The 25,538-nt window shown below is 70.7% G+C and carries 22 protein-coding genes and 1 riboswitch; of the genes, 12 read left to right on the forward strand and 10 right to left on the reverse strand.

Annotated elements, in window-relative coordinates; genetic code table 11:
• Nucleotides 1-43: 43 nt before the first annotated feature.
• The 3 genes from manB to rfbD are packed head-to-tail and all read right to left on the reverse strand — an operon-like array spanning nucleotide 44 to nucleotide 2,895.
• Nucleotides 44-1,123 carry a mannose-1-phosphate guanylyltransferase gene (manB, locus tag AC5Y4Z_RS21130; RefSeq protein WP_499966764.1) on the reverse strand — a complete coding sequence of 360 codons (1,080 nt, stop codon included), beginning with the start codon at nucleotides 1,121-1,123 and terminating at the stop codon, nucleotides 44-46.
• A 1-nt stretch (nucleotide 1,124) separates the two neighbouring features.
• On the reverse strand, nucleotides 1,125-2,009 hold the full coding sequence (locus AC5Y4Z_RS21135) for a glycosyltransferase family 2 protein (RefSeq protein ID WP_499966766.1): 885 nt from the start codon (nucleotides 2,007-2,009) through the stop codon (nucleotides 1,125-1,127).
• The gene (rfbD, locus tag AC5Y4Z_RS21140; protein WP_499966768.1) at nucleotides 2,002-2,895 is read right to left on the reverse strand and encodes a dTDP-4-dehydrorhamnose reductase; all 894 of its coding nucleotides are present in this window, start codon (nucleotides 2,893-2,895) and stop codon (nucleotides 2,002-2,004) included. The genes AC5Y4Z_RS21135 and rfbD overlap by 8 nt, the downstream gene beginning before the upstream one ends.
• Nucleotides 2,896-2,980: 85 nt before the next feature.
• Between rfbD and AC5Y4Z_RS21145 the strand changes: the two genes are divergently transcribed.
• The 5 genes from AC5Y4Z_RS21145 to AC5Y4Z_RS21165 all read left to right on the forward strand — a co-directional run bounded on the left by AC5Y4Z_RS21145 (nucleotide 2,981) and on the right by AC5Y4Z_RS21165 (nucleotide 9,621).
• On the forward strand, nucleotides 2,981-4,465 hold the full coding sequence (locus AC5Y4Z_RS21145) for an LCP family protein (RefSeq protein WP_499966769.1): 1,485 nt from the start codon (nucleotides 2,981-2,983) through the stop codon (nucleotides 4,463-4,465).
• Nucleotides 4,466-4,472: 7 nt separating this feature from the next.
• On the forward strand, nucleotides 4,473-5,189 hold the full coding sequence (locus tag AC5Y4Z_RS21150) for a TIGR03089 family protein (RefSeq protein ID WP_499966770.1): 717 nt from the start codon (nucleotides 4,473-4,475) through the stop codon (nucleotides 5,187-5,189).
• 79 nt (nucleotides 5,190-5,268) lie between these two features.
• Complete coding sequence (locus AC5Y4Z_RS21155; protein WP_499966772.1) at nucleotides 5,269-5,550, forward strand: DUF1490 family protein; 282 nt, start codon at nucleotides 5,269-5,271, stop codon at nucleotides 5,548-5,550.
• Nucleotides 5,551-5,560: 10 nt separating this feature from the next.
• Entirely contained in the window at nucleotides 5,561-7,717 is a 2,157-nt protein-coding gene (ctpC, locus tag AC5Y4Z_RS21160) for a manganese-exporting P-type ATPase CtpC (RefSeq protein ID WP_499966774.1), read from the forward strand.
• 71 nt (nucleotides 7,718-7,788) lie between these two features.
• Nucleotides 7,789-7,976: riboswitch (cobalamin riboswitch) on the forward strand.
• Nucleotides 7,977-8,010: 34 nt separating this feature from the next.
• On the forward strand, nucleotides 8,011-9,621 hold the full coding sequence (locus AC5Y4Z_RS21165) for a PPE family protein (protein ID WP_499966776.1): 1,611 nt from the start codon (nucleotides 8,011-8,013) through the stop codon (nucleotides 9,619-9,621).
• Between the two features lie 135 nt (nucleotides 9,622-9,756).
• Here AC5Y4Z_RS21165 and AC5Y4Z_RS21170 read toward each other — a convergent pair whose 3' ends face one another.
• A complete protein-coding gene (locus AC5Y4Z_RS21170) occupies nucleotides 9,757-10,407 on the reverse strand; it encodes a cation efflux transmembrane domain-containing protein (RefSeq protein ID WP_499967085.1) in 651 nt (216 codons plus the stop codon).
• A gap of 112 nt (nucleotides 10,408-10,519) precedes the next feature.
• Between AC5Y4Z_RS21170 and AC5Y4Z_RS21175 the strand changes: the two genes are divergently transcribed.
• Complete coding sequence (locus AC5Y4Z_RS21175) at nucleotides 10,520-11,434, forward strand: class I SAM-dependent methyltransferase (RefSeq protein WP_499966777.1); 915 nt, start codon at nucleotides 10,520-10,522, stop codon at nucleotides 11,432-11,434.
• A 13-nt stretch (nucleotides 11,435-11,447) separates the two neighbouring features.
• The gene (locus tag AC5Y4Z_RS21180; RefSeq protein WP_499966778.1) at nucleotides 11,448-12,635 is read left to right on the forward strand and encodes a CoA transferase; all 1,188 of its coding nucleotides are present in this window, start codon (nucleotides 11,448-11,450) and stop codon (nucleotides 12,633-12,635) included.
• On the opposite strand, the gene AC5Y4Z_RS21185 is transcribed toward AC5Y4Z_RS21180, so the two are convergent.
• Together AC5Y4Z_RS21185 and pstS (AC5Y4Z_RS21190) are read right to left on the reverse strand one after the other, a co-directional pair.
• Nucleotides 12,619-14,616 (reverse strand): serine/threonine-protein kinase PknD, encoded by a 1,998-nt coding sequence (locus AC5Y4Z_RS21185; protein ID WP_499966779.1) that lies wholly within the window; start codon nucleotides 14,614-14,616, stop codon nucleotides 12,619-12,621. The genes AC5Y4Z_RS21180 and AC5Y4Z_RS21185 overlap by 17 nt on opposite strands.
• 19 nt (nucleotides 14,617-14,635) lie before the next feature.
• Nucleotides 14,636-15,745, reverse strand: a complete 1,110-nt coding sequence (gene pstS / locus AC5Y4Z_RS21190; RefSeq protein WP_499966780.1) for a phosphate ABC transporter substrate-binding protein PstS — start codon at nucleotides 15,743-15,745, stop codon at nucleotides 14,636-14,638.
• A gap of 186 nt (nucleotides 15,746-15,931) precedes the next feature.
• Between pstS (AC5Y4Z_RS21190) and AC5Y4Z_RS21195 the strand changes: the two genes are divergently transcribed.
• From AC5Y4Z_RS21195 to pstA, 5 genes are read left to right on the forward strand one after another with little or no spacing between them, the layout of a single operon-like run.
• Complete coding sequence (locus AC5Y4Z_RS21195) at nucleotides 15,932-16,759, forward strand: ATP-binding cassette domain-containing protein (RefSeq protein ID WP_499966781.1); 828 nt, start codon at nucleotides 15,932-15,934, stop codon at nucleotides 16,757-16,759.
• Nucleotides 16,756-17,865, forward strand: coding sequence for a phosphate ABC transporter substrate-binding protein PstS (pstS, locus tag AC5Y4Z_RS21200; RefSeq protein WP_499966782.1), 1,110 nt, complete (start codon nucleotides 16,756-16,758; stop codon nucleotides 17,863-17,865). The genes AC5Y4Z_RS21195 and pstS (AC5Y4Z_RS21200) overlap by 4 nt, the downstream gene beginning before the upstream one ends.
• 48 nt (nucleotides 17,866-17,913) lie before the next feature.
• The gene (gene pstS, locus AC5Y4Z_RS21205) at nucleotides 17,914-19,038 is read left to right on the forward strand and encodes a phosphate ABC transporter substrate-binding protein PstS (protein WP_499966783.1); all 1,125 of its coding nucleotides are present in this window, start codon (nucleotides 17,914-17,916) and stop codon (nucleotides 19,036-19,038) included.
• Nucleotides 19,039-19,081: 43 nt separating this feature from the next.
• The gene (gene pstC / locus AC5Y4Z_RS21210; protein ID WP_499967087.1) at nucleotides 19,082-20,095 is read left to right on the forward strand and encodes a phosphate ABC transporter permease subunit PstC; all 1,014 of its coding nucleotides are present in this window, start codon (nucleotides 19,082-19,084) and stop codon (nucleotides 20,093-20,095) included.
• Between the two features lies 1 nt (nucleotide 20,096).
• Nucleotides 20,097-20,945: a phosphate ABC transporter permease PstA gene (gene pstA, locus AC5Y4Z_RS21215; RefSeq protein ID WP_499966785.1), complete on the forward strand. Its 849-nt coding sequence runs from the start codon at nucleotides 20,097-20,099 to the stop codon at nucleotides 20,943-20,945.
• Between the two features lie 6 nt (nucleotides 20,946-20,951).
• Here the strand turns inward: pstA and AC5Y4Z_RS21220 are convergent, their stop codons facing one another.
• The 4 genes from AC5Y4Z_RS21220 to AC5Y4Z_RS21235 form a co-directional block, all read right to left on the reverse strand.
• The gene (locus AC5Y4Z_RS21220) at nucleotides 20,952-21,392 is read right to left on the reverse strand and encodes a response regulator (protein WP_499966786.1); all 441 of its coding nucleotides are present in this window, start codon (nucleotides 21,390-21,392) and stop codon (nucleotides 20,952-20,954) included.
• The gene (locus tag AC5Y4Z_RS21225) at nucleotides 21,392-22,924 is read right to left on the reverse strand and encodes a sensor histidine kinase (protein WP_499967089.1); all 1,533 of its coding nucleotides are present in this window, start codon (nucleotides 22,922-22,924) and stop codon (nucleotides 21,392-21,394) included. The genes AC5Y4Z_RS21220 and AC5Y4Z_RS21225 overlap by 1 nt, the downstream gene beginning before the upstream one ends.
• 71 nt (nucleotides 22,925-22,995) lie before the next feature.
• Entirely contained in the window at nucleotides 22,996-24,141 is a 1,146-nt protein-coding gene (locus tag AC5Y4Z_RS21230; protein ID WP_499967090.1) for a PP2C family protein-serine/threonine phosphatase, read from the reverse strand.
• A 229-nt stretch (nucleotides 24,142-24,370) separates the two neighbouring features.
• Nucleotides 24,371-25,537 (reverse strand): acyl-CoA dehydrogenase, encoded by a 1,167-nt coding sequence (locus tag AC5Y4Z_RS21235; protein ID WP_499966787.1) that lies wholly within the window; start codon nucleotides 25,535-25,537, stop codon nucleotides 24,371-24,373.
• Nucleotide 25,538 lies beyond the last annotated feature (1 nt).

Genomic DNA, 25,538 nt, shown 5'->3' on the forward strand with positions numbered 1-25,538 from the left:
TGTTCCCCCGCAAGCGGGAGGTGCCCCCAGCTCGGCGCAATGACTACACGTCGGACGAGTAGCGGATCCCGCCGTCGGGAATGGCTACGCCGGGCCACACCCGGGCGCCGCGCAGCAACTCGCAGCGCGCGCCGATGTCGGCGCCGTCGCCGATCACCCCGTCGCGGATCAGCGCCCGCGGGCCGATGCGCACACCGAAGCCGATGATCGAGCGTTCGATCACGCTGCCGGCCTCGACCCTGGCGCCGTCGAAGACGACCGCGCCGTCCAGGCGGACACCGGGCCCGATCTCGGCACCGCGCCCGACGACCGTGCCACCGATCAGCACCGCCCCCGGCGACACCGCCGCGCCGTCGTGCACCAGCTGCTCGCCGCGGTGGCCGTGCAGCGCCGGCGACGGTGCGATCCCGCGGACCAGGTCCGCCGACCCGCGGACGAAGTCCTCGGGGGTGCCCATGTCGCGCCAGTAGGTGGCGTCGACGTAGCCGCAGACCTTGACGCCGGGGTCGGACAGCAGCGCCGGGAACACCTCGCGCTCCACCGAAACCTCGCGACCCCGCGGGATCCGGTCGATGATCGCGCGTTCGAAGACGTAGCAGCCGGCGTTGATCTGGTCGGTCGGCGGGTCCTGCGTCTTTTCCAAAAACGCTGTGACCCTTCCGTTTTCGTCGGTGGTCACGCAGCCGAAGGCCCGCGGGTCACCGACCCGCACGAGGTGCAGGGTGACGTCGGCGGCGTTGGTGCGGTGGAACTCCAGCAGCTGGCCCAGGTCGGCGCCGGACAGCACGTCGCCGTTGAACACCATCGCGGTGTCGTGGCGGAGGTGCCCGGCGACGTTGGCGATGCCGCCGCCGGTTCCCAGCGGCGATTCCTCGGTGACGTACTGGATCTGCAGGCCCAGCTTGGAGCCGTCGCCGAACTCGGCCTCGAACACCTGGGCCTGATACGACGTGCTCAGGATCACGTGCTCGATGCCGGCCGCGGCGATCCGCGACAGCAGATGGGTCAGAAACGGCAGCCCGGCGGTGGGCAACATCGGCTTGGGCGCCGAGAGCGTCAGCGGCCGCAGCCGGGTGCCCTTGCCCCCGACCAGGACCACCGCGTCGACCTGAGCGGCTCCCACGTCAGCGCCGTCCCGCCAGGTTGCGTCTGCGGCTGCGCAGCGAGCTGCGCACCATCAGGCGCGACCGCACCGCCAGCGACCCCCGAAACGTCCAGCGCAGCGGCGCGCGCCACCAGCCGGAATGCCGATCGGCCAGGAAGGTGTAGGTGCTGCGGTGATGCGCGGCCAGGTGGCTGGCCGGGTCGCCGCCGGTGGAATGGCCCTTGTGGTGCAGGACCTCGGCCGACGGCACGTAGACGGAAAGCCAGCCCGCCTTGCCCAGCCGGTCGCCGAGGTCGACGTCCTCCATGTACATGAAGTAGCGCTCGTCGAAACCGCCGACCTGGCGGAAAGCCGAGCGGCGCACCAGCAGGCACGATCCCGACAGCCAGCCCACCGCCCGCTCGCTGGGCTCCTGGCGTTCCTGGCGGTAGGCCGCCGTCCACGGGTTTCGCTTCCAGAACGGCCCGACCACCGCGTGCATGCCGCCGCGGATCAGGCTGGGCAGGTGCCGCGCCGACGGGTACACCGACCCGTCGGGGTCCCGGATGAGCGGGCCCAGCGCGCCGGCGCGCGGCCAGCGGGCGGCGGCGTCGAGCAGCGCGTCGATGCTGGCCGGACCCCACTGCACGTCGGGGTTGGCCACGATCAGCCAGTCGTGTTCCTGGTCGAGCTGCGCGACGGCGCGATTGACCGCGGTCCCGTAGCCGAGGTTGGCGCCGGTGTCGAACAGCCGCACGTTCGGGTAGCGCTCGACCGCCGCCTGCGGGGTGCCGTCGGTGGAGCCGTTGTCGGCCAGCACCACGCTGACCGGGCGCTCGGTGGCCAGCGACAGGGAGGCCAAAAACCGCTCCAGGTGCGGGCCCGGTGAGTAGGTCACCGTCACGACCGGCAGGACGTCAGTCACGCGTAGAGGGTACCGGGCGCTCACTAGGCGATGCGGCCAGCGCCGCGACAAGCGCAGGGCGCCAGGGCCTTAGCGGCGTCAGGCCCAGCGCGGCGGACTCCCGGCTGCCCAGCGCGGAGTAGGTCGGGCGCGGGGCGGGCCGCGGGAACTCGTCGGTGCGCACCGGCCGCACCCGCGCCGGGTCGGCGCCGCACTCCTCGAACACCGCGATCGCCTGCTCGAAGCGGGACACCGCGCCCTCGTTGGCGGCGTGCAGGATGGGCCCGGGCACCCGGTCGTCGATGACCTGCAGCAGCGCGACGGCCAGGTCGCCGACGTAGGTCGGCGAGCCGGCCTGGTCGTCGACCACGGTCACCGGGCCGTCGCCGGCGGCCAGCCGGCGCATGACGGCGACGAAGTCCTTGCCGGTCGCGCCGGTGTAGAGCCAGGCGGTCCGCACGATGACCGCCTCCGGCAGCGCCGCCAGCACCGCCCGCTCCCCGGCGAGCTTGCTCAGCGCGTACACCCCCCGCGGGTCGGGTTCGTCGCTGGGCTCGTAGGGGCGCGGCGGGTCGGTCGCCGGCTCGCCGGTGAACATGTAGTCGGTCGACACGTGGATCAGCCGGGCGCCGGCGCGCGCGCAGGCCCGCGCCAGGTGTTCCGGCCCGGTGGCGTTGACCGCGTACGCCCCGGCCTCGTCGCTCTCGGCACCGTCGACGTCGGTGTAGGCCGCGCAGTTGACCACCACGTCGCCGGCGCGGATGGTCCGCTCGGCCATGGCGGCATCGGTGATGTCCCACTGCGACGACGTCAGCGCCAGCACGTCGCGGCCCTGCGCGGTGGCCAGCGCCGCCAGGCAGCTGCCGAGCTGTCCCCCGGCTCCGGTGATCACGAGTCTGTCCGACATGTGTCGAGTCTGGCACGGTGCCGGAACGCCTTGGGCACACCGGGGTCGGCTAACCGAGAAGCCGCTGTGTCGCAAGTAACCTAGTGTGATGCCTGTGCAACGTGTGGTTCGTGTGGTCGCCACTGTGCTGACCCTGGTTGTGGTCCTCGGTACCGGCCTCGCCTGGAGCAACGTCCGGTCCTTCGAGGACGGCATCTTCCACATGTCGGCACCGTCGCTGGGCAAGGGCGGCGACGACGGCGCGATCGACATCCTGCTGGTCGGCCTGGACAGCCGCACCGACGCGCACGGCAACCCGCTGTCGCAGGAGGAGCTCGACACCCTGCGCGCCGGCGACGAGGAGGCCACCAACACCGACACGATCATCCTGATCCGGATACCGAACAACGGAAAGTCGGCGACGGCGATCTCGATCCCGCGCGACTCCTACGTCCAGGCGCCCGGCCTGGGCAAGACGAAGATCAACGGCGTCTACGGCCAGACCCGCGAGGCCAAGCGGGCCAGCCTCGTCAAGGCCGGCGACTCCGCCAAGGACGCGGCGGCCCAGGGCACCGAGGCCGGCCGCGAGGCGCTGATCAAGACCGTCGCCGACCTCACCGGCGTCACCGTCGACCACTACGCCGAGATCGGGCTGCTCGGGTTCGCCCTGATCACCGACGCGCTCGGCGGCGTCGACGTCTGCCTCAAAGAGGCGGTGTACGAACCGCTTTCGGGCGCCGACTTCCCCGCCGGCCGGCAACGGCTCGACGGCCCGGAGGCGCTCAGTTTCGTGCGCCAGCGCCACGACCTGCCGCGCGGCGACCTGGACCGCGTCGTGCGCCAGCAGGTGGTGATGGCCTCGCTGGCCCACCGGGTCATCTCCGGGCAGACGCTGTCCAGCCCCACCACGCTCAAGCGGCTGCAGTCCGCCGTCCAGCGCTCGGTGGTGATCTCCTCGGGTTGGGACGTCATGGATTTCGTGCAGCAGATGCAGAAGCTGGCCGGCGGCAACGTCGCCTTCGCCACGATCCCGGTGCTCGACGGCGCCGGCTGGAGCGACGACGGGATGCAGAGCGTGGTGCGGGTGGACCCCCACCAGGTCCAGCAATGGGTGGCGGGCCTGCTGGAGGGCCAGGCCGAGGGCAAGACCGAGGAACTGGCCTACACACCGGCCAAGACCACGGCCAACGTGGTCAACGACACCGACATCAACGGGCTGGCCGCAGCGGTGTCGGATGTGTTGAGCTCCAAGGGGTTTGCCACCGGCACCGTCGGCAACAACGACGGCGGCCACGTGAAGGGCAGCCAGGTGCGCGCCGCCAAGACCGACGACCTGGGCGCCCAGGAGATCTCCAAGGAGCTGGGCGGGCTGCCCGTCGTCGCCGATTCGTCCATCCCGGCCGGCTCGGTGCGCGTGGTGCTGGCCAACGATTACACCGGGCCCGGCTCGGGCCTGTCGGGTGGCCCGTCGCTGACGTCCGCGCGGGTGTCCAACGCCGGCGCCTCGCCAGGACAGGGGGCCGACCCGAACGTGCCCGCGCCGTCGCCGATCCTGACCGCGGGCTCCGACAAGCCGGAGTGCATAAACTAACCACCCGGTGCACCAATCGAACACGCTCGCCGGGGCGATCCTGGACCCCATGCTGCGGACCGACGCCGTCGGCCCGCGCATCACCTACTACGACGACGGCACAGGTGAGCGCATCGAGTTGTCCGCGGCGACGCTGGCCAACTGGGCCGCCAAGACCGGCAACCTGTTGCGCGACGAGCTGGGCGCCGGGCCGGGTAGCCGGGTCGCGATCCTGCTGCCCGCGCACTGGCAGACCGCGGCGGTGCTGTTCGGGGTGTGGTGGATCGGCGCCGAGGCGGTGCTCGATGGCGAGGCCGACCTGGCGCTGTGCACCGCCGACCGGCTGGACGAGGCCGACCAGGCCGCCGGCGGGGGCGAGGTGGCCGTGCTGTCGCTCGATCCGTTCGGCCGTCCCGCACCCGACGTGCCGATCGGCGTCACCGACTACGCCACCGCCGTGCGGGTGCACGGCGACCAGATCGTTCCCGAACGCCACCCCGGTCCCGCGCTGGCCGGGCGGTCGGTCGAAGCGGTCCTGTCCGACTGCGAAAGCTCGGCCGCGGCACGGGGTTTGGCGTCGGGCGACCGGGTGCTGTCCAGCGCGGCGTGGACGACGCCGGACGAGGTGGTGGACGGCCTGCTGGCGATCCTGGCCGTCGGCGCGTCGCTGGTGCAGGTGGCCAACCCCGATCCGGGCGCGCTGCCGCGGCGCATCGCGACCGAAAAGGTGACCCGCGTCCTCTGACGACTCATATTGATATCGCAATATTTCAATGTTAATGTCGGGCGAAACCGGCACACACAACCCAGGAAGGTTTCGAGCGATGGCGGCGTACGGGCTCTTGGCGAAAGCGGCATCGACGGTCGTCACCGGCCTCGTCGGCGTGACGGCCTACGAGGTGGTGCGCAAGGCCATGGCCAAGGCGCCACTGCACGAGACCGCCGTGTCGGCCGCGGAACTGGGGCTGCGCGGCACCCGCAAGGCCGAGGAGGCGGCCGAGTCGGCGCGGCTGAAGCTCGCCGACGTCATGGCCGAGGCCCGCGAGCGCATCGGCGAGGAAGCGCCCACGCCGTCCATCACCGACACCCACCCGCACGAGCACTGACCGGGCGGACATGCCCGTCCTTACCGCCGAAGACCCTGCCCTGCAAGTACTTTCGGATGCGGCCGGGCGCATGCGGGTGTCGGTCGGCTGGGTACGCAGCGATTCGCGGCGGGCGGTCGCGGTCGAGGAGGCCGTCGCCAAGGAGCAGGGCGTGCGCGCCGTGCACGCCTACCCGCGCACCGGCTCGGTGGTCGTCTGGTACTCGCCGCGGCGCTGCGACCGCGCCGCGGTTTTGGCGGCGATCGGCTCCGCCGCGCACGTTGCCGCCGAGCTGATCCCGGCGCGCGCGCCGCACTCGTCGGAGATCCGCAACACCGACGTGCTGCGCATGGTCATCGGCGGCGCGGCGCTGGCCCTGCTCGGGGTGCGCCGCTACGTGTTCGCGCGGCCGCCGCTGCTCGGCCCGAGCGGCCGGCTGTTCGCCACCGGCGTCACCGTCTTCACCGGCTACCCGTTCTTGCGCGGCGCCCTGCGCTCGCTGCGCTCGGGCCGCGCCGGCACCGACGCGCTGGTGTCGGCGGCGACCGTGGCCAGCCTGATCCTGCGCGAGAACGTCGTCGCCCTCACCGTGCTGTGGCTGCTCAACATCGGCGAGTACCTGCAGGACCTGACCCTGCGCCGCACCCGCCGCGCCATCTCGGAGCTGTTGCGCGGCAGCCAGGACACCGCGTGGATCCGGCTCGACGACGGTAATGAGGTGCAGGTGCCGATCGACACCGTGCAGATCGGCGACGAGGTGGTGGTGCACGACCACGTCGCGATCCCGGTGGACGGCGAGGTGGTCGACGGCGAGGCGATCGTCGACCAGTCCGCGATCACCGGCGAGAACCTGCCGGTCAGCGTCGTGGTCGGCGCGCGCGTGCACGCCGGCTCGGTGGTGGTGCGCGGGCGCGTCGTGGTGCGCGCCCACGCCGTGGGCAACCAGACCACGATCGGGCGCATCATCACCCGCGTCGAGGAGGCGCAGCACGACCGCGCCCCGATTCAGACGGTCGGCGAAAACTTCTCCCGCCGTTTCGTTCCCACCTCGTTCATCGTCTCGGCGATCACCCTGGCCGTCACCGGGGACGTCCGGCGGGCGATGACCATGCTGCTGATCGCGTGCCCCTGCGCGGTGGGCCTGGCCACCCCGACCGCGATCAGCGCCGCGATCGGCAACGGCGCGCGCCGCGGCATCCTGATCAAGGGCGGCTCCCACCTCGAGCAGGCGGGCCAGGTCGACGCGATCGTGTTCGACAAGACCGGCACGCTGACCGTCGGGCGCCCGGTGGTCACCAACATCGTTTCCTTGCAGAAGGATTGGGAGCCCGAGCAGGTGCTGGCGTACGCGGCCAGCTCGGAGATCCACTCCCGCCACCCGCTGGCCGAGGCGGTGATCCGCTCCACCGAGGAACGTCACATCAGCATCCCGCCGCACGAGGAGTGCGAGGTGTTGGTGGGACTGGGCATGCGGACCTGGGCCGACGGCCGCACCCTGCTGCTGGGCAGCCCGTCGCTGCTGCGCGCGGAAAAGGTGCGGGTGACCAAGAAGGCGTCGGAGTGGGTGGACAAGCTGCGGCGCCGGGCCGAGACGCCGCTGCTGCTCGCGGTGGACGGCAAACTGGTGGGGCTGATCAGCCTGCGCGACGAGGTGCGGCCCGAAGCCGCCGAGGTGCTGAAGAAGTTGCGCGCCAACGGGATTCGACGCATCGTCATGCTCACCGGCGACCATCCCGAGATCGCCGAGGTGGTCGCGGCCGAACTGGGCATCGACGAGTGGCGCGCCGAGGTCATGCCGGAGGACAAGCTCGAGGTGGTGCGCGAGCTGCAAAACGACGGCTTCGTGGTCGGCATGGTCGGCGACGGCATCAACGACGCGCCGGCGCTGGCCGCCGCCGACATCGGGATCGCCATGGGGCTGGCCGGCACCGACGTCGCCGTCGAGACCGCCGATGTGGCGCTGGCGAACGACGACCTGCACCGGCTGCTCGACGTGCGCGACCTGGGCGCCCGCGCCGTCGACGTCATCCGCGAGAACTACGGCATGTCCATCGCCGTCAACGCCGCCGGGCTGATCATCGGCGCCGGTGGCGCCCTGTCCCCCGTGCTGGCCGCAATCCTGCACAACGCGTCGTCGGTGGCGGTGGTGGCCAACAGCTCCCGGCTGATCAGGTACCGACTGAACTAGCGCGATGGCCAGCGTCGAGTTGTTGCGTCAGATGTGCGGCTTTCCGCCCAACTAATCGACGCTCGGCGCAGCAAACGAAAGCGTGCGACAATACGGCGCGTAAGGCGATGACGATGCAGGAAGCCGGTGCGAATCCGGCGCGGTCCCGCCACTGTCATCGGGGAGCGACCCTCACTAGCCACGGCTCGACATGAGTTGGAAGGCGAGGCGAGCAGCGATCCGAGAGCCAGGACACTCGCGTCGTCGCATCCTGCGACCCGGGGCGGTGTACCCCGAGAGAGCTGGCTCATCCCATGATCGCCCCCATTTGGATGGCGTCGCCCCCGGAGGTGCATTCGGCGCTGCTGAGCGCCGGCCCCGGCCCCGGCGCCTTGCTGGCCGCCGCGGCGGCGTGGAGCTCCCTGAGCACCGAATACGCCCAAGCCGCCCAGGAACTCGAGGCGCTGCTGGCCGCGGCGCGGGCGGGGTCGTGGGACGGCCCGACGGCCGACGCCTACGCGGCCGCCCATGCCCCCCATCTCGGGTGGCTGGCACAGGCCGGCGCGAACAGCGCCGCGACGGCCGCCCAGCACGAAACCGCCGCCGCCGCCTACACCGCCGCGCTGGCCGCGATGCCGACCCTGGCGGAGCTGGCCGACAACCACGCCACCCACGCGGTGCTGCTCGCGACGAATTTCTTTGGCGTCAACGCGATCCCGCTCGCGGCCAACGAGGCCGACTACGCACGGATGTGGGTCCAGGCGGCCACCGTGATGAGCACCTATCAGGCCGTCGCCGCGGCGGCGGTGACGGCGGCGCCACGGACCACCGCCGCGCCGCAGATCGTGACGGCCGCCGCCGCGGCGCAGCCGTTACCCCCCGACCGGCAAAACGACATCCTGGACTGGTTGCAGCGCAACGGGTTTACCGACTTCTACTACCAGTCCCTGCAGCCCTTGATCGACTCGGTGGCCAGCAACCCGTTCTTTGCGGCGCTGTTCTCCGGGTTCGATCCGTGGCTGCCCGTGCTCGGCAACCCGCTGAGCTTCCTCAGCCCGTTCAACATCGCGTTCGCCCTGGGCTACCCGATGGACTTCGCGTCGTACTCCCTGTTCCTGTCGGAGACCTTCGCGTTCATCGGCGCGGACGTCGCCGCGGCGTTCGCGTCGGGCAACCCGACGGTCATCGGCTGGACTTTGGTGTTCGTCACCGTCGAGGCCATCGGCACGGTCATCACCGACACCATCGCGTTGCTCAAGACGCTGCTGGAACAGAACATCGCGCTGCTCGTGGTTTTGCTGCCGGTGATCACCGCGTCGCTGGCGCCGTTGGCCGCCGTGCCCGCGACGCTGGGCGGCCTGTCGGGTCTGGCCGGCATCAAAGGCCTGCTCGTGGTGGTGCCGCCGGCGCTGCCGCCGACCATGCCGCCCCTGGTGGCGCTCGCCCCGAGCGTCCCGGCGCCGGCCCCCACCCCGCCGCCGCCCGCCCCGGTCCCCGCGCCGGCCCCGGCGGCCGCGGTCGCCCCAGCGCCCGCACCGGCGCCGCCGCCGGGCACCGCTCCGCCGACGCTGACCGGCGCGAGCCTGGCCGCGGGCATGGACGGCTACGCCTACCTGGTCGGCGGCCTGGGCGCGGATGCCCGCCGGGCGGCGGGCACCGGCGCCCGCAAGAGGGCGCCCGAACCCGAGGACGCCGACGCCCCGGCGGCCGCGGCGGCTCCCGAGGAGCCGTCAACGGCGCAGCGGCGCCGCCGGGCCAAGCTCACCCAGCTGGGCCGCGGCTACGAATACATGGACCCCACCCCGGCGGGGACCGTGGGCTTCACCGGAACCGCCGCCAAAGGCACTGCGGCGGCGGGGCTGGCGACGGCGCCGGCGCGCGCGCCGATGCTGCCCGGGACGTGGGAACCGGACCCGCGCAAATAAGTAAATATGCACACCGCCCTGTTCCGCGAGACATAAACCGCTGCGACGGGTTTCGGCGTGTCGTCGCAGACGTTTATGTGTCGCGGTCAGCGCGAAAGGCGAGCAAAGGGAAAAGCCGACCCGGACTGACGGGCCTCAGCAGCAGGCGTGACCGCGCCAGGACTGGATGCCCTCATAGACCGCGATGCCGGCGATTGCCAGCCCGATCGTGGGGTCGACCCACCAACCGCCGGACCACAGCGCGGTGACGGCCAGGCCCGCCAGCACCCCAAGCGCCTGCGCGGCGCACAGATAGTTCTGGGTGCCCTCGCCGCGGGTCGCCCCCGAGTCCAGCCGCGCGCCGAGCCGATGGTTGGCCCAGCCCAGCGTCAGCATCAGCGCCGGGGCGACGGCCGTCAGCGCGATGCCGATCAGCGACGTGTCGGCGTGGTGCGCGTCGGTCAGGTCGCGCAGCGATTCGGCGGCGACGTAGGGGGCCGTCAGCCAGAACGACACCGCCACGCCGCGCTGCGCGCGCCGCTCGGCCGTCGCCGACAGGGTCCGGGACCCGGAAAACCGCCACACCACCATCCCGCTGCCCAGCGCCTCGGCCCCGCCGCCCAGCGCCCACCCGGTCAGCGCGACGGATCCGACCGCCAGCCCCTGCCACAGCCCGACGACGCCCTCGACGAGCACCACGGCCAGGCTGATCCAGGCCAGCCGCCGCGCCGCGTGGGCGCTGCGCCGCCAGCCGGCGTCCCGCGCGACCGCCGTCGAACACGGTGACCCGGCGGCCGAGAGCACCATTTGCATCCGGCCATGGTAGGGCGGGACGGGCCCGACGCCGGGACGCGCAACGGCCGGGAGACCGTATCGTTATTCTGTCTAACCAGCCGAGAAACCGCGGAAGGACCATCCGATGGCGCGCAGCGACGACGACACGTGGGACCTGGCCACCAGCGTGGGAGCCACGGCCACCATGGTCGCGGCGGGTCGGGCCCGCGCCACCCGGGCGGGGCTGATCGACGATCCGTTCGCCGAGCCGCTGGTGCGCGCCGTGGGTATCGACTTCATGACACGCTGGGCCGCAGGTGAATTCAGCTCCGCGGACGTCGACGTCCCGGGCGCGCCGTGGGGCATGCAGCGCATGACCGACATGATGGCCGCCCGCACCCGCTACATCGACGCGTTCTTCGCCGAAGCCCAGCAAGCCGGTGTCGACCAGGTCGTCATCCTCGCCTCGGGCCTGGACGCGCGGGCCTACCGGCTGCCGTGGGCGACCGGCACCACGGTGTACGAAATCGACCAGCCCGAGGTCATCGCGTTCAAGGCCGCCACCATCGCCGAGCTCGGCGCCACGCCTACGGCCGGGTTGCGAAACGTGTCGATCGACCTGCGCGACGACTGGCCGGCGGCGCTGCGGCAGGCCGGGTTCGACGCGAGCCGCCCGGCCGCCTGGGCGGCGGAGGGCCTGCTCGGGTTCCTCCCGGCCGACGCCCAGGACCGGCTGCTGGACCAGATCACCGCCCTCAGCGCCGACGGCAGCAGGTTGGTGGCCGAGGTGTTCCTCAACACGGGGGTCAGCGGTGACGCGCTCAACGCCGCCTGCGACAAGTGGCGGGAGAACGGCCTCGACATCGCGCTGGGCGAACTGGGCTTCCCCGGGGAGCGCAACGACGTGGCGGCCTATCTGGAAGATCGCGGCTGGCGCCCGGCGCGCACGCCGCTTAATAAGTTGTTGGGCGACAACGGATTTCCGCTGCAGTCCAGCGACCCCGATGGGCCTTTCGGTAGGAATCACTACTGCACCGCGGTGCTGCACAAGCCAGTTTAAGGAGACGGCCAGAATGCCAAACAGCAAGGCCCCCAAGCCCCTTGACGGCTACCGGGTGCTCGATTTCACCCAGAACATCGCCGGGCCGCTGGCCGGGCAGGTGCTGGCCGACCTGGGCGCCGAGGTCATCAAGGTCGAGGCGCCCGGCGGCGAGGCGGCCCGGCAGATCACCGCGGTGCTGCCCGGACGCCCTCCCCTGCCTACGCTGTTCCTGCCGCACAACCGCGGCAAGAAGTCGGTTGCGGTGGACCTGACCGCCGACGAGAACAAAGAGCAGATCCTGCGGCTCGCCGACACCGCCGACGTTGTCCTGGAAGGGTTTCGGCCCGGGGTGATGGAACGCCTGGGGCTCGGCCCCGACGACCTGCGGGCCCGCAATCCCCGGCTCATCTACGCGCGGCTCTCGGCCTACGGCGGCAACGGCCCGCACGGCAGCAGGCCGGGCGTCGACCTGATGGTCGCCGCCGAGTCGGGCATGAGCACCGGGATGCCCACCCCGACCGGCAAGCCGCAGATCATCCCGTTCCAGCTCGTCGACGCCGCCAGCGGCCACGTGCTGGCGCAGGCGGTGCTCGCCGCGCTGCTCAACCGGGAGCGCCACGGGGTGGCCGAGACCGTGCGGGTCGCCATGTACGACGTCGCGGTCAACCTGCAGGCCAGCCAGCTGACCATCCACCTGAACAAGCCGAGCGAGGCGCCCAAGCCCGACGCCGACCCAAAACCCAAGAAACGCAAGGGCGTTGGCTTCGCCACCCAGCCGTCGGACGCATTCAAGGCGTCCGACGGCTACCTGGTGATCAGCGCCTACGTGCCCAAGCACTGGGCCAAGCTGTGCCAGATCATCGGCCGCCCGGATCTGAAGGACGACGAGCGGTTCGCCACCCAGCGTTCGCGCGCGCTGAACTACCACGAGTTGACCGAGGAACTCGAGTCGGCGCTGGCCGCCAAGACCGCGGCCGAGTGGGTCGAGCTGCTGCAGGAGGGCGGCCTGATGGCCTGCCTGGCCTACACCTGGAAGCAGGTGGTGAGCACGCCGCTGTTCGCCGAGAACGAGTTGGCGCTGCACGTGGGCAGCGGCGACGGGGCAATCACCGTCGTCCGGATGCCGGCGCGCTACGCCAGCTTCGACGCGGTGGCCGCCGCTCCGCCGCCCACCCCGGGGCAGCACAACGACGAATTCCTGGTCAGGGAACCAGCTTGACTACCCTGTTGTTGCCGCGGTCGGCGACGTAGACGTTCCCGGCTCCCTTGGAGTCGTTGCCGCCGGATTCCACCGCCACGGCCAGCGGCGTGTTGAGCCCGGTGAACGGCAGCACGGTCGAAACGTTCGATCCGGCCGGCAGCTTCTTGACCTGGCTGCTGTCGTGCTCGGTGATGAACACGTCGCCGGCGGGGTCCACCGCGATGCCCCACGGCACCGACACGCCCGCGAACGGCAGCTCGGTCTGGGCGTTCGTCCCGACGTCCAGCTTCAGCACCCGGTTGTTGTCGGTGTCGGCGACGTAGACGTTGCCGGCGGGGTCCACCGCCACGCCGTCGGGGTTCTTCAGGCCGTTGAACGGCAGCACGGTTTGGGCGTTCGACCCGGCCGGCAACTTCACCACCCGGCTGTTGCCCCGGTCGGCGACGTAGACCGCGCCCTGGGCGTCCACCGCGACGCCCTCGGGGTAGTTCAGCCCGTTGAACGGCAGCACCGTCTGGTTGTTCGAGCCGGACGCCAGCTTCACCACCCGGTTGTTGAAGTCGGCGACGTAGACCGTGCCGGCCTCGTCCACCGCCAGCCCCTGCGGCTGGTAGAGCCCGTTGAACGGCAGCACCCGCGGGGAGCTCGTGCCGGTCGGCAGCTCCACCACCCGCCCGTACATGCCCTCGCTGGTCACGTAGACGTTGCCGGCCTTGTCCAGGGCCACCCCGCCTGGGGAGAGGCGGAAGTCGATGCCGTTGAACGGCAACACGCTCTGCCCGGAGGGCTCCTTCGGCGACGGGTTCGACCCGCGCAGGAGGACGACGACCAGCGCGATGACGGCGATGAGCGCCACCGCGAGCACGCCGCCGGCGATCCACCACTTGCGCCGTCGGTCCGCGTCGGGCCCGCCACGCCAGTAGTCGGACCGTGGCGGGGCCGCCTGCGGCCGTGGATACGACGCGGGCATCGATTGGCTGCGCCACCCGGTGACGCCGCCGGGCGGCGAGGTCCCGCCACCACCGCCGGTGGCGGCCACCGGCCCCGGCCAGCTGGCGCCGCCGTTGGGCACCACGGGCCGGGCCTGCGTCTCGATGTCGCCGATCGGGCGGGCCGCCAGCTGGTTGTGCTGCATGATCGCGACGGCCTGGTGCTGCTCGGAGACGTTCAGGGCGTCGTGCGCCGCGGCGGCCAGCTCGCCGGCCGTGCGGTAGCGCTCCTCGGGGTTCTTGGCCATGCCCTTGGCGATCACGTCGTCCAGCGCCGCCGGAACCCGCCCGGGCATCAGCTGGCTGGGCCGCGGGGGCGGCTCGAGCAGGTGCGCGGCGATCAACCGCTCCATGCTGTCGGCCCGGTACGGCGGCGACCCGGTCAGGCACTCACCCAGCACGCAGGCCAGCGAATAGATGTCGGCGCGGTAGGTGACGTCGTCGCTGGTGAACCGCTCCGGGGCCATGTACTTGCAGGTTCCCATCGCGGTCCCGGTCTGGGTCAGCCCCGGGTCGGCGGCGGCGCGGGCGATCCCGAAGTCCACCAGGTAGGCGAAGTCGCTGTTGGTGACCAGGATGTTCTCCGGCTTGACGTCGCGGTGCGTCACACCGCTGGCGTGTGCGGCGTCCAGCGCCGCGGCGATCTGGCTCACGATGGCCACCGCCCGCGCCGGGCTCAGCGGCCCGGCGCGTTTGAGGATGGTGGCCAGGTCGGCGCCGTCGATCAGGCGCATGTCCAGGTAGAGGCGCCCGTCGATCTCGCCGTAGTCGTGGATCGGCACCACGTGCGGCTCGGTCAACCGGCCCGCGGCGTCGGACTCGCGCTGCATGCGCGCGCGAAACATCGGGTCGCCGGAGAATTGCTCGGAGATCAGCTTCAGCGCCACCACCCGGCGCTTGCGGGTGTCCTCGGCCTCGAAGACCTCGCCCATGCCGCCGCTGCCCAGCAGCCGCAGCAACCGGTAGGGCCCGAATTGCGACCCCATTCGCGAACTCGGCGCGCTCACCATGGAGGCTCCCTTCGTCCGTTCACGAGATCGCGTTCACCGCGCCCGCCAGCTTCGACTGGAACGAGCTCGGCATCGGGATCGATCCGTACTGTTCAAGACCATCTTGCCCCGGACCGATGGCCGCTTGCATGAACGCCTTGACTGCCTGCCCGGTCGCCTTGTCCGGGTAGTTCGAGCAGACGATCTCGTAGGTCGCCAGCACGATCGGGTAGGCGCCGGCCTGGGTGGGCTTGTAGAACGACGACGTGTCCAGCACCAGGTCGTTGCCCTGACCCTGGAATCGGGCGCCGGCGATGGTCTTGCCGACGGAGTCGGTGGTGATCGACACCGGGTCCGGGCCCGCCGAGGTGATGATCTGCGCCATGTGTAACTGCTTACCCACTGCGAACGACCACTCGTTGTAGGTGATCGACCCGTCGGTGCTCTGCAGCGCCGCCGAGGTGCCGTTGTTCCCGCTGGCGCCGTCCCCGACGCCGCCGTTGAATTTCTCGCCGGTGCCCTTGCCCCACGCGCCGTCGGACGCGCCGTCGAGGTACTTCTGGAAGTTGGCGGTGGTCCCGGACTTGTCGCTGCGGAACACGACGTGAATCGGTGTCGAGGGGAAGCTGGCGCCGCCGTTGAGGGCCTTGATGGCCGGGTCGTCCCATTTGGTGATGGCGCCGTTGAAGATCTTTGCCGCGGTGGGCCCGTCCAGGTTCAGCGTGCCCACGCCGTTGACGTTGTAGGTGATGGCGATCGGGCCGAACACCGTCGGCAGGTCCCACGCCGGCGAACCGCACCGGGCCGCGGCCCGGTCGGGCTGGCCCGTCGACGGATCCAGCGGGACGTCGGAGCCCGCCAGGTCGGTTTCGTTGTTGACGAACTGCTCGACGCCGGCGCCGGAGCCGTTCGCGTTGTAGTCCAGCGTGTAGCCCGGGCACGCGCGGACGTAGGCGTAGACGAACTGCTCGACGGCGTTCTGTTGCGCGGTCGAGCCGCTCGCATGGAGCAGCTTCTTGCCGCCGCAGTTCACCGGGATCGGCTTGGCACTGGTCCCGGACGGATTGTTCGAGTTGCCACCGCATCCGGCCAGCACCAGCGCGCTGACGGCGAGCAAACTCAGCGCGGTGCCGGATCGGATGAACCTCACGCAACTCCTCCGTAGCGTTGGGACCGTGCGCGGCACACGCAGCGACGTAGGTGACACACACGTGAACCCATCGTGAATATACAAACCTTTGAAGATGGGTGTGGGATTAGCGGCACCTTGTAGGTCGCTGAGTATCTGTTTACGGGCGGGTGTCCGGCCGGTGACTGGCAGTAGCATCGGGCCTTGATGAGCCGTGAACAGCTCGCCGACACCGGGGCCGACCCCGGGGCACCTCCGGCCATGGCGGCGGTGGACCTCACGTTGGGCTTCGGCGCCAAGACCGTGCTCGACCGGGTGAGCCTGGAGTTTCCGGCGCGGGCGGTCACGTCGTTGCTGGGACCCACCGGCTCCGGGAAGACGACGTTTTTGCGGACGCTGAACCGGATGAACGACAAGGTCTCCGGCTTCCGGCACAGCGGCGACGTCCTGATGGGCGGGCGCAGCATCTTCTCCGGGCGCGACCTGATGGAGTTTCGCCGCAGCGTCGGCATGCTGTTCCAGCGCCCCAACCCATTCCCGATGTCGATCATGGACAACGTGGTCGCCGGCGTGCGCGCCCACAAGATGGTGCCGCGCAAGGAATTCAAGAACGTCGCCGAGGCCCGGCTCACCGAGGTCGGCCTGTGGGACGCGGTCAAGGATCGGCTCGGGGACTCCCCGTTCCGGCTCTCCGGCGGCCAGCAACAGTTGCTGTGCCTGGCCCGCGCGCTGGCGGTCGGCCCCGAGGTGCTGCTGCTCGACGAGCCCACCTCCTCGCTGGACCCCACCACGACCGAGAAGATCGAGGGCCTCATCCGGTCACTCGCCGACCGGCTGACCGTGGTCATGGTCACTCATGACCTCGCCCAGGCCGCCCGCACCGGCGACCGGACCGCCTTCTTCTTCGAGGGCCGGCTGGTCGAGGAGGGGCCCACCAAGCAGCTGTTCGTCTCGCCGAAACACGAGGAAACCGCCCGCTACTTCGCCCCGTTCCGGCCGGCCCAGGCGGGACGGCCCGAGGAAGCGAGGACGTGAAGAGTCGGTGGGATGCGCTGCTGGGGCTGGCGACGGCCCTGGGCGTCGCCGCCTGCGGCTCGCATGCGCCAACCGGCGCACCGAACGCCGGGGGGACCACGAGCGTCGCCACCGCGCCCGCGACGTCCACGATCGAGCTCTCCGAGACCGGCAGCACGCTGCTCTACCCACTGTTCAGCGAGTGGGGCTCCGCCTATCACGCGAAGTATCCGAACGTCGCCATCACCACCCAGGGCAGCGGTTCGGGCGCCGGCATCTCCCAGGCGGCGGCCCGGGCGGTCACCATCGGCGCCTCCGACGCCTACCTGTCCGACGGCGACATGGCCGCCCACCCCGGGCTGATGAACATCGCGCTGGCCGTCGCGGCACAGCAGGTCAACTACAACCTGCCCGGCGTCCATCAGCACCTCAAGCTCAACGGCAAGGTGCTGGCCGCCATGTACCGCGGCACGATCAAGACCTGGAGCGACCCGGCGCTGGCCGCCCTCAACCCCGGCCTGCAGCTGCCGGACACCCCGGTGGTCCCGCTGCACCGCTCCGACGGTTCGGGCAGCACGTTCCAGTTCACCCAGTACCTGTCCAAGCAGGACCCCGACGGCTGGGGCAAGACCCCCGGCTTCGGCACCACCGTCGACTTCCCGGCGGTGCCCGGCGCGCTGGGCGAGAACGGCGACGGCGCCATGGTGACCGGCTGCGCGGCCAACCCCGGCTGCGTCGCCTACACCAGCATCGGGTCGCTGGACGCGGCCGACGAGCAGGGGCTCGGGGAGGCCAAGCTGGGCAACGCCTCCGGCAAGTACCTGCTGCCCAAAGCCAAGAGCATTCAGGCCGCGGCCGCCGGCTTCGCCGGGAATACCCCCGCGAGCCAGGCGATCTCGCTGATCAACGGCCCGGCCGCCGACGGTTATCCGATCGTCAACTACGAGTACGCCATCGTCAACGGCAACCAGCCCGACGCCGCCACCGCCCAGACGCTGCAGGCGTTTTTGCACTGGGCGGTCACCGACGGCAACGCCCCCGCGTTTTTGGACAAGGTCCACTTCCAGCCGCTGCCGGACCCGGTGGTCAAGACGTCACTCGCCCAGATCGCGAAAATCCGCGGCTGAGCGAAAAGGTAAGTGAAGCAAGGGATCAGCAACGAAAGGTGACAGATCGTGAAGACACGTTGGTGTAGGTACTTGGTGCTGGCGGCCGCCGCGCCACTGGTGTTGGCCGCGGGTGCCTGCGGTTCGAACTCGACGAACGGATCGTCGAATCAGGGGGCCGGCGGCCCGGTAGCAACCACGCCGGCGTCCTCGCCGGTGACACTGGCCGAGACGGGCAGCACGCTGCTCTACCCGCTGTTCAACCTGTGGGGCCCCGCCTATCACGACAAGTACTCCAACGTCACGATCACCACCCAGGGCACCGGCTCCGGCACCGGGATCTCCCAGGCCGCGGCGGGGGCGGTCGCCATCGGCGCCTCCGACGCCTACCTGTCCGAGGGCGACATGTCCGCGCACAAGGGCCTGATGAACGTCGCGCTGGCCATCTCCGCGCAGCAGGTCAACTACAACCTGCCCGGCGTCACCGAGCACATCAAGCTGAACGGCAAGGTGCTGGCCGCCATGTACAACGGCACCGTGAAGACCTGGAACGACCCGCAGATCACGGGTCTGAACCTCGGCGTGAACCTGCCCGCCACCCCGGTGGTTCCGCTGCACCGCTCCGACGGGTCCGGTGACACCTTCCTGTTCACCCAGTACCTGTCCAAGCAGGACCCCGACGGCTGGGGCAAGTCGCCCGGGTTCGGCACCACCGTCGCCTTCCCGACGGTGCCCGGCGCGCTCGGCGAGAACGGAAACGGCGGCATGGTGACTGGCTGCGCGGACACCCCGGGCTGCGTGGCCTACATCGGCATCAGCTTCCTCGATCAGGCCCAGCAGAAGGGGCTCGGCGAGGCGCAGCTGGCCAACGCCGCCGACAAGTACCTGCTGCCCGACGCCCAGAGCATCCAGGCCGCGGCCGCCGGCTTCGCCTCGAAAACCCCGGCGAACCAGGCGATTTCGCTGATCAACGGCCCGGCCGCCGACGGGTACCCGATCATCAACTACGAGTACGCCATCGTCAACAGCAACCAGAAGGACGGCGCCACCGCCCAGACGCTGCAGGCCTTCCTGCACTGGGCGATCACCGACGGCAACAACGCCTCGTTCCTGGACAAGGTGCACTTCCAGCCGCTGCCGGCCGAGGTGGTGAAGTCGTCGGACGCCCAGATCGCCAAGATCAGCGGCCAGTAGGGATGTCGTGACAGACATCGCGATCGGGGGCGCGCTGGACCGCATCCAGCGAATCCGCCGCGCGGCCCGCCCGGGTCTGGCCATCCGCTCCCTCGGCGCGGTGGGTGCGGTGGTGCCGCTGCTCGCGCTCGTGTTCGTGCTGGCGACGCTGCTCCTCGAGGCGCTGCCCGCAATCCGGGTCAACGGGCTGCACTTCTTCACCGCCACCGACTGGAACCCCGGCAACACCTACGGCGACGCCGTCGTCACCCGCGGAGTCCAGCACCCGGTCGGTGCCTACTACGGCGCGCTGCCGCTGATCGTGGGGACCCTGGCCACCTCGGCGATCGCGTTGATCATCGCGGTGCCGGTGTCGATCGGCGCGGCGCTGGTGATCGTGGAGCGGCTGCCCAGGCGTCTGGCGTCGGCCATCGGTATGGTGCTCGAGCTGCTCGCCGGCATCCCGAGCGTCATCGTCGGCCTTTGGGGCGCAATGACTTTCGGGCCGTTCATCGCCCATCACGTCGCGCCCGTGATCGCCCGCAACGCCCCGGACGTGCCGGTGCTCGGCTACTTCCGCGGCAACCCCGGCAACGGGGAGGGCATGTTGGTGTCCGGCCTGGTGCTGGCGGTGATGGTCATTCCCATCATCGCCAGCACCAGCCGCGACCTGATCCGGCAGGTGCCGGTGCTGCCCCGCGAGGGCGCGGTCGCGCTGGGGATGACCGACTTCGAGTGCGCCCGCAGGGTCACGCTGCCGTGGGTGTCCAGCGGCATCATCGGCGCCGTGGTGCTCGGGCTGGGACGCGCGCTGGGCGAGACGATGGCCGTGGCCATGGTCTCGGGTGCGGTGCTGGGCGCGATGCCCGCCAACATCTACGCGACGATGACCACCATCGCCGCCACCGTTGTGTCGCAACTGGATTCGGCGATGACCGATTTCACCGACTTCGCGGTGAAGACCCTCGCCGAGGTTTCGCTGGTGCTGATGCTGATCACGCTGCTGACCAACGTGGCGGCCCGCGCCCTGGTGCGCCGGGTGTCGGGCACCGCCCTGCCGGTGGGACGGGGGGTCTGACGTGGTCGGTACCCGCCGCAAGATCGTCAACGCGCTGTTCTGGGTCGCCTGCGGGTGCTGCCTGGCGGTGGTGGTCGTGCCGACGCTGTGGATGCTGGTCGAAGTCGTCTCCCGCGCGTTGCCGGTGTTCAGCTGGCGCGTGCTGACCGACAACACCCGCGGCAACGGCGGCGGGCTGCGCAACGCCATCATCGGCACCGTCGTCGTGGGCCTCGGAGTCATGCTGGTGGGCGGCTCGGTCAGCGTCCTGACCGGGATCTACCTGTCCGAATTCGCCGGCGGCAGAACGCGATCCATCCTGCGCGGCGCCTACGAGGTGCTGGCCGGCATCCCGTCCATCGTGCTCGGCTACGTCGGCTACCTGGCGCTGGTGGTGAAGTTCCAGTGGGGTTTTTCGCTGGCGGCGGGGGTGCTGACGCTGTCGGCCATGAGCATCCCCTACATCGCCAAGGCCACCGAATCCGCGCTCGCCCAGGTGCCCACGTCCTACCGGGAGGGCGCCGAAGCCCTCGGGTTGCCGCTCGGCTGGACCCTGCGCAAGATCGTGCTCAAGTCCGCGATCCCGGGGATCGTCACCGGCCTGCTGGTGGCGCTGGCGCTCGCGGTCGGCGAGACGGCGCCGATGCTCTACACGGCGGGCTGGTCGAATTCCGCCCCGACCGGAAAGCTCACCGGCTCACCCGTCGGCTACCTGACCTACCCGATCTGGACGTTCTACAACCTGCCGTCGAAGGCGGCGCGGGCGTTGTCCTACGACGCGGCGTTCCTGCTGATCGTCTTCGTGCTGCTGCTGATCATCCTCGGCCGGCTGATCACCTGGTTCGCGCAGCGCCACTCGGAATCCCGGTAGCCGCTCTCAGACGCCGGGCAACCGCACGACCTGAACGAAGAACTCGTCGATCTGCCGCACGGCGCTCATGAACTGGTCGAGGTCGACGGGCTTGGTGACGTAGGCGTTCGCGTGCAGTTCGTAGCTGCGCACGATGTCCTCCTCGGCCGAGGAGGTGGTGAGTACGACGATCGGGATGCGGGAGAGGTCCGGGTCGGACTTGACCTGCTGAAGCAGTTGGCGCCCATCGTATTTCGGCAGGTTCAGGTCCAACAGGACGAGGTCGGGCCGCGGCGCGTCCGCGAACTCCCCCCGCTGGTAGAGGAAGTCCAGGCCCTCCTCACCGTCGTGGGCGACGTGCAGGTTGTTGTTGACCTTGTTGTGTTCGAACGCTTCCCGGGTGATCAGCTCGTCACCGGGATCGTCTTCGACGAGCAGGATTTCGATCGCTCGGCCGGCTGGTGTCATCAGGTGGCTCCTTCGAGTGTGGCCGGGCTTTGTTCGGTCGCGCGCACCGGCGCGGGAATCGGCAGGGTGAACCGCAACCGGGTTCCGTCGTGATAGGACGTGTCGACCCAGATGGTGCCTCCGTGGTGCTCGACGATCTTCTTGGCCAGCGCAAGACCCATGCCGGTTCCGGAGTACACCTCCCGGCCGTGCAGGCGCTGGAAGATCACGAAGACCTTCTCGGTGAACTCCTCGGCGATGCCGATTCCGTTGTCCGACACGCTGAACAACCATTCGCCCGCGCGGTCACCGGAGCCCTCCTCGCACTCGATGACGACGCGGGGCCGGCGGTCCTCGCGGCGGAACTTCACCGAGTTGCCGACCAGGTTCTGCCACAGCATCGTCAGCAGCGTGGGATCCCCGATGACCCGCGGCAGCGGCCGCGACGGGCGCACGACCTCGGCGTCGGCCTCCTCGATGGCCACCGCCAGGTTGGACAGGCCGGCGTCCAGCGCGTCGTCGAGGGCGACCTCGGTTTCCGAGGTCCCCAGCCGGCCGACGCGGGAGAAGGTGAGCAGGTCGTTGATCAGCACCTGCATCCGCTTGGCCCCGTCGACGGCGAAGCCGATGTATTCGATTCCGCGCTCGTCGAGTTGGTCGCCGTAGCGCCGTTCCAGCAGCTGGCAGAACGACGCGACCTTGCGCAGCGGCTCCTGCAGGTCGTGCGACGCGACGTAAGCGAACTGCTCGAGCTCGGCGTTCGAGCGCCGCAATTCGAGCGCCTGCTCGTCCAAAAGCCCTCGCGCGGAACGCGATACCTCAAGCTCCTCCACGAGCCGCTCCCGCATGTTCTCCACGTCGATGGCCATGCTGCGGATGTCGCGGGGCCGCTTCGGCGCCACAATCCTGTCGCCGAAGTCGCCCTTGGTGATCCGCCGGCACGCCGCGGCCAGCGCCGCCAGCGGGCGGGTGACCGCGTCGCGCATCAACAGGCCCAGCGCGGCGGCGGTGCCGAAGAACACCAGCACCATCGCGCCCAGCACGCGGTCGCGCCACGCGTCGGTGCGCTTGAGGTCGTCGTCCGCGCGCGCCCACGCCGCGGCCAGGTGCGCGTTCTGCGTCTCGAAAAGCGCCCGCAGGTGGTCGAATTCGGCCTTGCCGCGTTCGGCGGCCGGCCGGTTCATGACGTTGCGGCCGTTGGGGTCCACGGTGGCGAGCACCGGCTCGGCATAGGTGGTGCGCCAGTTGGCGGCGGCCTTTTCGATCGCGTCCACATCGGCGGTCAGGTCCGGGCGCTCGCCCAGCCGCCGCCGGATCTCTTCGGCCGCAGCACCTTCGGCGTGTTGCCCGTCGTAGTACGGGGTGAGGAACTGCCGGTCGTCGGTGATCAGGTAGCCGCGAATGCCCGTCTCCTGGTCGCGCAGCGCGGACTGCAGCTGGAAGGCCGCCACCCGCGCCGGCTGGATCCCGTCGGTCAGCCAGCGCGACGTCTCGTCGTTGTGGTTCAGCAACACCGCGCCAACCACGGCGCCGGCCAGCACCATCACGCCCATGGTGGCCAGCAGCAACGCCTGCCAGCCGCGCACGGTGAGGGGCGCCAGGCGCGGCGCCCGCCACGCCGGGGTCACGCCGTCGTCCGCTCGACGCGCAGCACGGCGATGTCGTCGGTGAGCCCACCGCGCGGTTCGGCGAGTTGCTGCGCGCCGTCGATGAGCGCGTCGACGAACTCCGGGCCCGGCCGCTGCGCGTGCCGCTGCGCCAGCGCGAGCAGGCCGTCCTCACCCAGCCGCTCGCTGCCGCGCCCCGAATACCCCTCGAACAGGCCGTCGGTCAGCAGCAGCAGCCCGCAGCCCGGGGGCAGCTCCAGGTCGTGCTGCGGCCAGTCCTCGGCGCGCAGGCCCAGCGCAGGCCCGGCCGGCGGCTCGATCCACCGCACGCTCGCGCCGTCCTGCAGCAGCATCCCGGGGTGCCCGGCGCGGACGGCGGTGACCCGGGTGCTGTCCGGGTGGATCGCGAGGCTGAGCACGGTCGCGAAGATCCCGGTGGCCGTGCGCTCGGAGTGCAGCACCCGTTCCAGCTGGCGCATCAACCCGACGCCGTGGACGCCGGCGAAGGTGAGCGCGCGAAACGCGATGCGCAGCGCCGCGCCCAGCGCAGCCTCGTGCGGCCCGTGCCCGGCCACGTCGCCGATCAACACGTGCACCACCCGGTCGGGCGTCTGCACCACGTCGTAGAAGTCCCCGCACAGCAGCGCGTCCTCGCGGCTGGGCCGGTACCGGGCGACGATGTCCACGCCGGGCTCGTCGAGCAGCAGCGGGGACGGCAACAGGCCGCGCTCCAGCAGCGCATTCTCGCGCGCGCGCAGCTGGCTCGCGTGCAGGTCGGCGGAGATCAGCTCGGCCCGTTTGCGCTCGATCGCATACAGCAGCGCGCGGCGCAGCATCTCGGGCTCGACGCGGCCCTTGACCAGGTAGTCCTGGGCCCCGGCCGCGACCGCGGAGGCCCCGAAGTACTCGTCGTTCAGGCCGGTCAGCACGACGATCGGGACGGTGGCGTCCTGCTCGGCGATGCGGGCCAGGGCGTCCATGCCGCTGGCGTCGGGCAGGTGCAGGTCCAGCAGCACACAGTCCGGCCGGGCCGCCGCGAGCTCGCGCTCGGCGTGCGCCATCGACTGCGCCCAGGTCACCCGGATGTCGGCGACCGCGTCGGCGATCAGGTCCTCGACGAGCACCGCGTCGCCGCGGTCGTCCTCGACCAGCAGCAACGACAACGGCTTGAGCGACTGCCGCGGCGCGGCCGGTGTTTCCAAAGCGCGCGCCGGTATCAAGTCCCGGCCATCTGTGGACCGGCATGGGAAGTCACGTTGGGCACTGGGAGACCCCTGGGTCGCGGTCGGACGGGACAGCCGGTGACTTCTTACCGACTCGACGTGTGGATCGGACACACCGAATGCAGATCCTATGCGCAGCGGCCGGGCTTTTCGCAACCGAACGTGCGAATCAGCGCAACAGCGCCCGCGACATCACCACGCGCTGAATCTGGTTGGTGCCCTCGTAGATCTGGGTGATCTTGGCATCGCGCATCATCCGCTCCACCGGGAAGTCGGTTGTGTAGCCGGCGCCGCCGAACAGCTGCACGGCGTCGGTGGTCACCTCCATCGCGACGTCGGACGCGAAGCACTTCGACGCCGCCGAGATGAAGCCCAGGTCGCCCTCGCCGCGCTCGGCGCGGGCGGCGGCCTGGTAGACCAGCATCCGCGCGGCCTCGACCTTCATCGCCATGTCGGCCAGCATGAACTGCACCGCCTGGAAGCTGCTGATCGACTCCCCGAACTGCTTGCGGTCCTTGGTGTAGGCGATCGCGGCGTCCACCGCGCCCTGCGCGATGCCCACGGCCTGGGCGCCGATGGTGGGGCGGGTGTGGTCCAGCGTCGCCAGCGCGGTCTTGAAGCCGGTGCCCGGCTCGCCGATGATCCGGTCGCCCGGGATGCGGCAGTTCTCGAAGTACAGCTCCGTGGTCGGCGAGCCCTTGATGCCGAGTTTCTTCTCCTTGGGACCCACCGAAAAGCCCTCGTCGTCGGAGTGCACCATGAACGACGAGATGCCGTTGGCGCCCTTGTCCGGGTGGGTCACCGCCATCACCGTGTACCAGCTCGACTGGCCGCCGTTGGTGATCCAGCACTTGGCGCCGTTGAGGATCCAGTCGTCCCCGTCGGCCTTGGCCCGCGTGCGCATCGACGCCGCGTCGCTGCCGGCCTCGCGCTCGGACAGCGCGTACGACGCCATCGCACCCCCGGCGATCTGGGGCAGCACCTGCTTCTTGAGCTCGTCGGAGCCCCGCAAAATCAGGCCCATGGTGCCCAGCTTGTTCACCGCCGGGATCAGCGACGCCGACGCGTCGACGCGCGCCACCTCCTCGATGACGATGCACGCCGCCACCGAGTCCGCGCCCTGCCCGCCGTACTCCTCGGGCACGTGCACGGCGTTGAAGCCCGACGCGTTCAGCGCGTCCAGCGCCTCCTGCGGGAACCGGGCGTTCTCGTCCACGTCGCCGGCGTGCGGGGCGATTTCCTTCTCCGCCAGCGCCCGGATCGCCGCCCGCAGCTCCCGGTGCTCCTCGGGAAGTTGGTACAGATCGAACGACGGGTTTCCGGCCCATCCAGCCATC

It is taken from the genome of Mycobacterium sp. NGS63, from assembly GCF_059812295.1.

What these genes read in the sequence shown, in the direction of transcription:
- AC5Y4Z_RS21180 (WP_499966778.1), top strand. Translation starts at nt 11,448, where the DNA reads ATGCCAAACAGCAAGGCCCCCAAGCCCCTTGACGGCTACCGGGTGCTC.
- AC5Y4Z_RS21175 (WP_499966777.1), top strand. Translation starts at nt 10,520, where the DNA reads ATGGCGCGCAGCGACGACGACACGTGGGACCTGGCCACCAGCGTGGGA.
- ctpC (WP_499966774.1), top strand. Translation starts at nt 5,561, where the DNA reads ATGCCCGTCCTTACCGCCGAAGACCCTGCCCTGCAAGTACTTTCGGAT.
- AC5Y4Z_RS21170 (WP_499967085.1), bottom strand. Translation starts at nt 10,407, where the DNA reads ATGGTGCTCTCGGCCGCCGGGTCACCGTGTTCGACGGCGGTCGCGCGG.
- AC5Y4Z_RS21155 (WP_499966772.1), top strand. Translation starts at nt 5,269, where the DNA reads ATGGCGGCGTACGGGCTCTTGGCGAAAGCGGCATCGACGGTCGTCACC.
- AC5Y4Z_RS21235 (WP_499966787.1), bottom strand. Translation starts at nt 25,537, where the DNA reads ATGGCTGGATGGGCCGGAAACCCGTCGTTCGATCTGTACCAACTTCCC.
- rfbD (WP_499966768.1), bottom strand. Translation starts at nt 2,895, where the DNA reads ATGTCGGACAGACTCGTGATCACCGGAGCCGGGGGACAGCTCGGCAGC.
- AC5Y4Z_RS21185 (WP_499966779.1), bottom strand. Translation starts at nt 14,616, where the DNA reads ATGGTGAGCGCGCCGAGTTCGCGAATGGGGTCGCAATTCGGGCCCTAC.
- AC5Y4Z_RS21195 (WP_499966781.1), top strand. Translation starts at nt 15,932, where the DNA reads ATGAGCCGTGAACAGCTCGCCGACACCGGGGCCGACCCCGGGGCACCT.
- AC5Y4Z_RS21225 (WP_499967089.1), bottom strand. Translation starts at nt 22,924, where the DNA reads ATGGGCGTGATGGTGCTGGCCGGCGCCGTGGTTGGCGCGGTGTTGCTG.
- AC5Y4Z_RS21220 (WP_499966786.1), bottom strand. Translation starts at nt 21,392, where the DNA reads ATGACACCAGCCGGCCGAGCGATCGAAATCCTGCTCGTCGAAGACGAT.
- AC5Y4Z_RS21165 (WP_499966776.1), top strand. Translation starts at nt 8,011, where the DNA reads ATGATCGCCCCCATTTGGATGGCGTCGCCCCCGGAGGTGCATTCGGCG.